At 70.5% G+C, this 8,474-nt stretch carries 4 protein-coding genes; 1 reads left to right on the top strand and 3 read right to left on the bottom strand.

Annotated features, from left to right (window positions below):
• Window positions 1-271: 271 nt before the first annotated feature.
• Genes FHG71_RS22250 through FHG71_RS22240 form a run of 3 tightly spaced genes read right to left on the bottom strand, consistent with a single transcriptional unit; the run spans window position 272 to window position 5,911 of the window.
• Entirely contained in the window at window positions 272-3,715 is a 3,444-nt protein-coding gene (locus FHG71_RS22250) for an error-prone DNA polymerase (RefSeq protein ID WP_139083915.1), read from the bottom strand.
• On the bottom strand, window positions 3,712-5,235 hold the full coding sequence (locus FHG71_RS22245; RefSeq protein ID WP_139083913.1) for a Y-family DNA polymerase: 1,524 nt from the start codon (window positions 5,233-5,235) through the stop codon (window positions 3,712-3,714). The genes FHG71_RS22250 and FHG71_RS22245 overlap by 4 nt, the downstream gene beginning before the upstream one ends.
• On the bottom strand, window positions 5,150-5,911 hold the full coding sequence (locus FHG71_RS22240; RefSeq protein ID WP_218014217.1) for an ImuA family protein: 762 nt from the start codon (window positions 5,909-5,911) through the stop codon (window positions 5,150-5,152). Before FHG71_RS22240 ends, FHG71_RS22245 begins: the two co-directional genes overlap by 86 nt.
• A gap of 379 nt (window positions 5,912-6,290) precedes the next feature.
• Here FHG71_RS22240 and FHG71_RS22235 point away from each other — a divergent pair.
• Window positions 6,291-8,474 (top strand): Ig-like domain-containing protein (locus FHG71_RS22235; RefSeq protein WP_176559581.1); only part of this gene is annotated, 2,184 nt, incomplete at its 3' end.

Raw genomic sequence — 8,474 nt, 5'->3', positions numbered from 1 at the left:
TTGAGGATAATTTTTGCCTCGATCTAGGCTACGTTCCGCCCAAATTGCCGTCAACAGGGCAATTATCCGCCAATAGGAAACAAGCAGATCAGCCACAGGTGCCGCTACGACTAGGACCCGAGACTGAAAGGTCACGATCGGCTTTGGTACCGTAGACGCCCGTGACGGCCCCGATCTGCAAAGGTGGGTTCTTGAACCACCTTGGACGGAGGCCGTTAGGGGCGTCCATAGCATTCATGGCGGGCACCTCGGCTACGGCTTCGTGTCTTTCTCAGCGAAAGCTCCGTGGCTTGAGGTGGATCGTCTCAGGAGGGAGGCCCGAGACAGCGGAGGCAGGCCCGCCTTGGGCAGATAGACCGTCGACAGCGACTCCTCGCCCGTCAGCCTCGTTTGTGGGTGCGCCTACTCGGCTGTCCACCTCCCGCCTGCCCAAGCTGTCCAGGAGGCCAGACAGGTTATGCAGCCGGCGCGCGACGATGTGGACCACCTCGCCCTCGCGCTGCACCTGACCCTCGACCCCGAGCAGGCGAGCGCCCAGCACGACCCGGCGGTTCGCCTCGAAGAGCCCGGGCCAGATCACCAGGTTGGCCACCCCCGTCTCGTCCTCGAGGGTGATGAACAGCACGCCCTTGGCCGAGCCCGGCTTCTGGCGCACCAGCACGATCCCGGCCAGGCGCACGGGGCTCCGGTCGCGCCAGGCGGTGGCCTCCGCGCAGGTGAGGAGGCGCCAGCGTCGAAGGTCCTCGCGCAGGAACGCGAGCGGGTGAGCCCGCAGGGTCAGCCCGAGGTGCCCGTAGCCCTCGACGACCTCGCGCCCGGCCGTCATGGGCCGGAGAGAGACGGGTGGCTCATTGATCTCGGGCGTGTATGCCGTAGGGCCGGCATCGCCGTCCTCCCCCGCATCCTGCGGCTGCGCGGCCGCGAAGAGCGGCAGCGGCTCGTCCCCGAGCGCCCGGACCGCCCACAGCGCCTCGCGTCGCGCGAGGTGCAGCCCCGGGCGGAAGGCATCGGCCGCGGCGAGCTTGGCGAGGCTCGCCACCGGCACACCGGAGCGGCGCCACAGCTCCCCGACCCCCGCGAAGGGCCGCTCCCCGCGCGCGGCCACCAGGCGCGCGGCATCGGCGTTAGGCAGACCCCTGACCAGCCGCAGCCCAAGGCGCACGGCGAGGCGGTCGCTGGGGCGCGTCGGGAAATCGGCTGAGTGGCCGGATGCCGAGCCCTCCACCGGCTCCAGCGTGCAGTCCCAGCGCGAGGCGTTGACGCACACGGGCCGGACCTCGACCCCGTGCTCGCGCGCGTCGCGCAAGATCTGGGCCGGGGCGTAGAAGCCCATGGGCTGGCTGTTGAGAAGCGCCGCGCAGAACACGTCCGGATGCCAGCACTTCAGCCACGACGAGGCGTAGGCCAGGAGTGCAAACGACGCGGCGTGGCTCTCGGGAAAGCCATAGGAGCCGAAGCCTTCGAGCTGCGCAAAGGTGCGCTCCGCGAAGTCGCGGGTGTAGCCGCGCGCGACCATGCCCGAGACGAGCTTGTCGCGGAAGGGGGAGACGCCGCCGGTGAACTTGAACGTGGCCATGGCGCGCCGGAGCTGATCGGCCTCGCCGGGTGTGAAGCCCGCGCACTCGATGGCTACCCGCATGGCCTGCTCCTGAAAGAGCGGCACGCCCAGGGTCTTGCCCAGCACGCGCTCGAGCTCGGGCGTGGGGTAGTGCACCCGCTCGCGGCCCTCCCGCCGTCGCAGGTAGGGATGCACCATGTCGCCCTGGATGGGCCCGGGCCGCACGATCGCCACCTCCACCACGAGGTCGTAGAAGGTACGGGGCTTGATGCGCGGCAGCATGGCCATCTGCGCGCGGGACTCGATCTGGAACACGCCCAGCGTGTCGGCGCGGCGGATCATGGCAAAGGTGCGGGGGTCCTCGGGCGGGATCGTCGCCAGGTCGAGGTGGACGCCCTTGTGCTGGGCCAGCATGTCGAGGCCGCGCCGGAGGCACGAGAGCATGCCGAGAGCGAGGCAGTCGACCTTCATGAACCGCAGCGCATCGATGTCGTCCTTGTCCCACTCGATCACCTGCCGGTCCGTCATGGCGGCGGGCTCGATGGGCACGAGCTCGTCCAGACGGTCGCGCGTGAGCACGAAGCCGCCCGGGTGCTGGCTGAGGTGCCGCGGGTGACCCACGAGCTCGCGCGCCAGTTCCAGGGCCAGCTGCAGCCGCCGGTCGGTGGTGACGAGGTTCAGCTCGGCCGCGTGCTTCATCTCCACGCCCTCGACGGCCCAGGCCGAGACCTGGGAGGAGAGCGCCCGGAGCAGGTCCTCGGGCAGGCCCAGAGCGCGGCCCACGTCGCGCAGCGCCCCCCGGGCGCGGTAGCGGATCACGGTGGCGCAGAGCGCGGCGTGGTCGCGCCCGTAGGTTTCGTAGACCCACTGGATCACCTCCTCGCGCCGCTCGTGCTCGAAGTCGACGTCGATGTCGGGCGGCTCGCGCCGCTCGGTCGAGACGAAGCGCTCGAAGAGGAGGTCCGAGCGGTCGGGGTCGATGGAGGTGATGCCCAGCGCATAGCAGACGGCGGAGTTGGCAGCCGAGCCGCGGCCTTGGGCCAGGATGCCGCGCGAACGGGCAAAGCGCACGATGGAGTGGACGGTCAGGAAGTAGGGGGCGTAGCTCAGCTCGGCGATGAGCGCGAGCTCGCGGCGGATCAGGCCCGCCACCTCCTCGGGCACCCCCTCGGGGTAGCGCTCGGCCGCGCCCTCCCAGGCGAGCCGCTCCAGCGCGCCTTGCGGGCTGAGCCCGGGGATCGTCGCCTCCTCGGGATACTGGTAGGCGAGTTCCGAGAGCGAGAAGCGGCAACGCTCAGCGATCTCCACGGTGCGCGCGAGCGCTTCGGGGTGGGCCGCGTAGAGCCGGTGCATCTCGGCTGCGGACTTCAGATGGCGCTCGCCCGCGCGCTCGCGACGCTGGCCCAGCTCGTCAATGGTGCAGCCTTCCCGGATGCAGGTCATCACCTCCTGGAGCACGCGGCGGCGCGGGTCGTGGTAGAGCACGTCGCCGGTGACCACGGTCCGCACCCCCTCGCGCGCGGCCAGCACCGAGAGCTGATGGAGGCGCAGTTGGTCCCGGGGGCGACGGCGCAGGGTGAGCGCGAGGTGGGCGCCCTCGCCGAAGAGCGTGGCCAGGCGCCTCGCCTGGGCGGCGCAAAGGGCATCAGCCTCCTCGGGCACCAGGATGGCCACCAGCCCTTCCGCATGGGCCGCGAGGTCGTCCCAGCCGAGCGTGCAGACGCCTTTGCCGCCGCGCCGCTTGCCCAGAGTGAGCAGGCGGCAGAGGCGGCCATAGGCGGCGCGGTCGGTGGGGTAGACGAGCACGGTTGCACCGTCGTCGAGCCGCAGCTGACAGCCCACGATGAGGCGCACGCCTGTGGCCTTGGCGGCCTCATGGGCGCGCACGAGACCGGCCAGGCTGCCCAGGTCGGTGATGGCCAGCGCCTCGAGACCTTCGACCGCGGCTTGGGCGAAGAGCTCGTCGCACGACGAGGCCCCGCGCAGAAAGGAGAAGTGGCTCAGGCACTGCAGCTCGGCGTAGCGGAGGAGCGGGCTGGTGTTGGGGGAAGCGCCGTCGCGGGAGCTGGGGGCGAGCGGCTGTTCGGCCGGCGGCTGATCGGCCGGCAGCCCGCCCGTCCCGTCCCCGTCGCCTGAGCTGTCACCCGCCTCGCTCATGCGAAAAGCCCATGGAGGAACCAGCGCTGCGAGCCGGTGGCGGGGTCCCGGCCGTCGCCGGCCCGAAACAGCCAGAAGCGCAGGCCCGCCTCGTCCTCCACGACGAAGTAGTCCCGCACCGCCCAGAGCTCGGCGTCCGAGCGCACCCACTCGCCGTAGATGCGCTCGGGCCCGTCGGCGCGCGCCACGCGACGGCGCACGCCCCGCCAGGTGAAGTGAACCGGCGGATGGTCGGGCAGCAGCGCCAGCGTGTCCACCGGCTCGGGCGGGGCCAGGAGGCGCGCGGGGCGGGGCCAGCCGGGCTCCCAGCGGCCCGGGGTGGGGGCCGCGAGCGGGGCCACGCGCCGCACCGAGCGCTCGGGCGTGTCGCTCTCGACGGCGGCCAGGCGGTAGAGCCGATGCGCCCCCAGCCGGTTCGCCAAGGTGTCGACGAGGGCGGCCACATCCGCCTCCGCCGTCTCGCCCAGCGTCGTGGGCGCAGGCCGCCAGCCCCGGGGCTCGGTGGTGGGCGCGGAGAGTCGCATGCGCTCGACGCCCAGGCCCGGGTCGACGCGCTCCAGGCGGTCCGCCAGCAGCCGCGCCACGCGCCGCGGCTCGCGCACGGGCTTGGCCGTGCCGACCCGGACCGCTTCCACGCGGCCGTCGACGCGGTGGAACAGAAGATCGAGCCGGCGCGCGCCCAGGCCCCGGGCCTCGAGCACTTGCGCCAGCGCGTCCGCGAGGAGCCCGATGGCGCGGGCCAGTGTCTCCGGGGCGCTGATCGGCTCGGCAAAGGCGCGCTCCACCTGCACGAGGTCCGGGACCACCACAGGCGTGATGGGCTCAGGCAGGCGGCCGAACGCCTGATCCAGGCGCCGGCCAGGGGCGGGCCCGAAGCGCAGCTCCAGGGGCGCGCGGGGCTGGGCCGCAAGGTCGCCGACCGTGTCGAGCCCGAGCTGGCGCAGCCCGGCCAGAGTGGGGGCGTCCAGGCGCAGGGCGGCGAGGGGCAGGGACAGCAGCGCTGCAGCGGCTCCGGCCTCATCGACCACCAGAGGCGAGACCGTGCCCCAGCGCGCTAGGGCGTGAGCTGCGCCCCAGGTCGGGGCCATGGCAGCCCGCGCCTCGACCCGCACGGAGGCCAGTCGCCCGAGGAGGTCCACGAGGAGCGCGTGCTCGCCCCCATGCAGGTGCGCGGCCCCTGTGACATCCAGGACCAGGCCGTCCGGCAGGTCGGGGGCGACGACCGGGGCGTAGCGCCGCTGCGCCCAGGCGGCGAGCCGCGCGAGCCCCGCCGCGTCCTCCGCCGGGGCGGCCGCAAAGACCGCGAGCCCGGGGACGAGCGCCTGCGCCTGCGCGGCCGGGAGCCCCGGACGCAGGCCCAGCGCGCGCCCGGCGGCGTTGGTGGCGAGCACCAGACGCCGGCGGCCATCGGAGCCAACCAGAGCCAGCGGCACCTCAGGAGGCGGCGCGGCCGCGCCCAGGCGTCGCCGCAGCCGGTCCACGGGCCAGCTCGGCAGGTACAGCGAGACGACCCCCCTCATCGCAGGCCTCCAGCACCCAGTCGGCGCTGGCCCCCGCCTGCGCCCGCACCAGCTCCACCAGCCAGCGTGCCCGGCCCACCCCGGGCACCGGCAGGGGTGCGGAAGGGAGCGCTGACACCCGCCAGCGCGTGCGCGCCGCCGTGGGCTGGCCGAAGTCGGAGGCCTCGGCGGGCCGGCGCCAGCGCCGGAGCGCCAGGCCCAGCGTCCCGCCCGCCTCGGCGGCGAGCTGCAGCCGGCGCGAGGCGATCAAGGAGAGCTTGGCTACCTCGGCCACCACGCCCCCGAGTCCACCATGGCGCAGGCCCTCCTCGGCGCAGCCGAGCACAGAGGCGTCGTCGCCCGCCTCCACATAGATCACCCGGTCGGGGTCGAGGCCCACTTGGGCCAGCGCCGGGGCGAAGAGATCGGGGCGCGTCAGGCACCACAGCACCCGGCCCGGCGCCCGCGCCAGGAGGCCCGCGGCAAAGAGCGCCGCGGCCGTGCCGTGGACCACGTCCATGCCCCCGCCCGCCACCTCGTGCAGCGCGCCCCGAACGAGCCCACCCCCGGGCAGGCGAGTGTCGATCGCGGGCAGGTCAAATGGGAGCACGGCGGCCGGACGCGCGGGGTTGCGGGCCCCCAGGCGGGCGATGTCGACGCGCAGGCGGTCCAAAGCAGGGCGGGACACAGGGTCCACACGGGGGTCCTCGTGGCAGTGGGTCAGCGGAGCAGCACGTTCCTGTTTTGTTCTAGCTGACGAGGTCGTGAGTCAAGAGGGTGGCTCGCCTGAAGGCAGCACACCGTCGTCCCCAACCTACACCGCCAACACGGCACGAAAGGCCACCACACACTCGGACCCCCAACTCGTTTTTATGTTTACATTGTGGCATTCCGGTAAGTAGCTTTGCCGCTTAGGACTCCACGCCACACGTTAGGCCTGTGGCACAACTGCTCGCCCTGAGTCACGTCGAGGGGAATGTCACGCCCGGCGCACATGCGGGGGCTGATCTCGACGTCGTCTGCCGGCCCTGAGGCTCTCACTCACTCTCCATCACTTTGAACCTTCTGGTGGTACCATGACCCTTCCGACTGCTGTCTCGTCGCGGATCGCCATTTATGGCGCCAATGCCCTTGCTGCCGTCGCGGGCAGACTCACGGGTACGGACCCGGAGGGTCAAACGCTCACGTTCGCGCTCTTGAGTGGAGATGCACCCGAGCACGGCAGCGTCACGATCAACTCGGATGGAACCTACACTTATACGCCTATCGCGGAATACCTGGGCTCAGACAGCTTCTCTTTCCAAGTGACTGACACTGAAGGCGGCACCTCTACAGCGACAGTGTCGATCACCATTGCCGAGGACGCACCACTCACCATCAACGGCACCGCAGGCCATGACGTGCTCATCGCCGAGAATGTCGATCACATTGTGACCTACGGCGGTGAAGGTGATGACCTGATTACCAGTGGGTGGGGCGCCAAGGTCCATGGCGGCTCTGGGAACGACGATCTGACCGGACAAGACAGTAGTTCCCTGTTTGGTGACGACGGCGACGACCTGCTTACCATTGGGGGAACAGGCGGTGGGTCCGCGTATGGCGGCGCCGGGAACGACACGGTCCATAGTCTAGTTGGCGCGGACCTCCTCTACGGAGGTGAAGGTGATGACATGCTCTTTGGCGGCGGCGATGGCTACAACGGCATCTATGGTGGCGCTGGCAATGACATCCTGAGGAGCAGCTTTGGTGGTGATCGTGACCTCGATGGCGGTGACGGTGATGACGTGCTCTACGCAGCAAACGGAATTGCAGGCGGAGGAGCCGGAAATGATACCCTAGTCGAGGCGTGGTCAGGGGATGGCAATGCAGGCAATGACACGCTGACGGGATCCTGGGATGACAACTATCTCAGCGGCGGGGCTGATGATGATTGGATCAACGGCAGGGAAGGCGCTGACAGCATCTATGGCGGCACTGGCACCGACTTCCTCAATGGCAGCTTCGGCAACGACCATGTCTGGGGCGAGGACGGCCACGACACCCTCTCCGGCGAGGCCGGCAATGACACCCTTGACGGAGGCCTTGGCAACGACCGCCTGGGCGCGGGCACCGGGCTTGACCAACTCTCGGGCGGGGAAGGCAACGACATCCTGACCCTCAGAGGCGTGGAGGCGGGTGACACGGCAGACGGGGGCTTGGGCACGGATAGCCTCTGGATCACAGGCGGCAGCACTGGCGACCGCATCACCGTCTCGGGCGAGGGGGCGTTCGTCAACGGGATAGCCATCGGCACAGGTTTCGAGCGGTTTCAGTTCTATGGCGAGGACGGCAACGACACGCTGACGGGCGGCAGCGGGTCTGAGTTCTTCTACGGCGCAGCCGATGATGATGGCCTGTTCGGAGGCGGTGGCAGCGATGCTCTGTTCGGCGAGGCGGGGAACGACACTCTCATCGGCGGCCGGGGCGTCGACCGTGTGCTCGGGGGTGCGGGCAGCGACCTGTACGTCGTCGAAGATCCAAGCGACACGATCGTTGAGGCCGCAGATGGCGGCACAGACCAGGTCAACGCCTGGGTCAGCCTGACACTGGCGTCTGAGGTGGAGAACCTCCTGCTGCGGGGCTCTGCGGCCCTGAACGGGACCGGAAACGGGCTGAACAACCGGATCACCGGCAACGACACCGACAACCTCCTCAACGGCAAGGCGGGCAATGACCGGCTGGATGGGGGCGCTGGGCGCGACACCCTCGCTGGAGAGGCCGGGAACGACATCCTGGTCGGGCGACAAGGCAACGATCGGCTTGGAGCAGGGACCGGACTGGACCGCTTGGCTGGCGGCGAGGGCGACGACGTCCTGACCTTTCTGGGCGTCGAGGCCGGCGACCGAGCCGATGGCGGAGCGGGGACAGACAGCCTCTGGCTCACCGGAGGCGCGAAGGCCGACACCATCTCCGTCTCTCAGGCGGGAGGCGGCGCGATGTTCAACGGAGTGGCGGTCGGCACCTCGATCGAGCGCTTCCAGTTCTATGGCGAAGACGGCAATGACGCTCTGTCAGGGGGGGCCGGCGCTGACTTTCTGTACGGAGGTCACGGCAAGGACCGGTTGCACGGGGCTGCGGGGCATGACCTTCTGCAAGGCGAGAAGGGCGATGACATCTTGGACGGCGGCTTGGGCAATGACAGGCTGTCTAGCGGGGTGGGCCGGGACAGGCTGACCGGCGGTCTGGGCCACGACGCCTTTGTGTTCACGGCCCGCTCGGAA

Origin of the sequence: Rubellimicrobium roseum, from assembly GCF_006152145.1 — a bacterium.
GTDB lineage: Bacteria > Pseudomonadota > Alphaproteobacteria > Rhodobacterales > Rhodobacteraceae > Rubellimicrobium > Rubellimicrobium roseum.
Note: the sequence above shows the minus strand (reverse complement) of the source record. Positions and strands in the feature narration are given on the sequence as shown.

Coding starts and splice junctions, on each gene's coding strand:
- FHG71_RS22250 (WP_139083915.1), bottom strand. CDS start 3,715: ATGAGCGAGGCGGGTGACAGCTCAGGCGACGGGGACGGGACGGGCGGG.
- FHG71_RS22245 (WP_139083913.1), bottom strand. CDS start 5,235: ATGAGGGGGGTCGTCTCGCTGTACCTGCCGAGCTGGCCCGTGGACCGG.